Annotated in this window: 2 protein-coding genes; both read right to left on the minus strand. The window is 46.5% G+C overall.

Annotated elements, in window-relative coordinates:
- On the minus strand, nt 1-598 hold a 598-nt coding region (locus R7Z50_RS25950; RefSeq protein WP_318149536.1), incomplete at its 3' end, for an LrgB family protein.
- A 1-nt stretch (nt 599) separates the two neighbouring features.
- The coding region (locus tag R7Z50_RS25955) for a CidA/LrgA family protein (protein WP_318149537.1) at nt 600-860 on the minus strand (261 nt) is incomplete at its 5' end.

An 860-nucleotide genomic window follows, 5' to 3' on the forward strand; every position in this document is an offset into this window, starting at 1 on the left:
ACGATGAAAACGCTGCGTCGCCAGGTTGTTTCTCTGCGCAAGTCGCAGTACCAAGCGCGTGCGATACTGTGCCCATCGTCAAACCACGAGCAATTGGATGCTTAATGCCGATTAGGTTGTAGATTGGGTACGCCAAAATAGCGCCAAGAAGACCTACGATCAGTACTAAGATTGCAGCGACTGCCGCTTCGCCACCAAGGTGGCTTGAGATTTCCATTGCAATCGGAGTGGTCACTGACTTACCTACTAGGCTCGCGATTAAACTGATGTCAGCTTTAAATGCAACGGCGATGAGGGTTGTGGTTGCCATTGACATAACACTTCCGAGCGTACAAGCAAACGTGATGATTCGCCAGTTGGCTTTGATTTGAGGAAGTTGCTCGTACAAAGGGTAAGCCAACGCTACAACAGCTGGTTGTAGTAAAAAGCTGATGCCTTCGTTGTCGGCGTAGTATGTCTCAAACGGTACATTGAGGTACGTTAATAAAGGAATCAGTACTGCAATACTGATCAACAAAGGGTTTGCAAGTGGGCTGTTGATCTTAATTGCGATTTGGCGAGCAATCAGGAAAACGACAATAGTGACAATTAACCACATATTAATGTTTCTCCTTTAGCAAGTAGTCCAGTAGCCAAGCAAGGCTGACCAAGACAATGAGTGAACCACCGACTGCACTAGCTATGATTGGCAATGCATTCGCAAGTAGCATATCGAAGTGCTGCATGAGTCCCACACTGATTGGGACAAAGAGTAAGATCATGTAGCGAATGAATAGAGTTGCGCCCGGTTTTACCCAATCCACTTTGACAAGGCCAAGTGTCATGGAGAAAAACAGTACAAGCATACCGATGACACTTCC

It is taken from the genome of Vibrio sp. 1249-1, assembly GCF_033340495.1.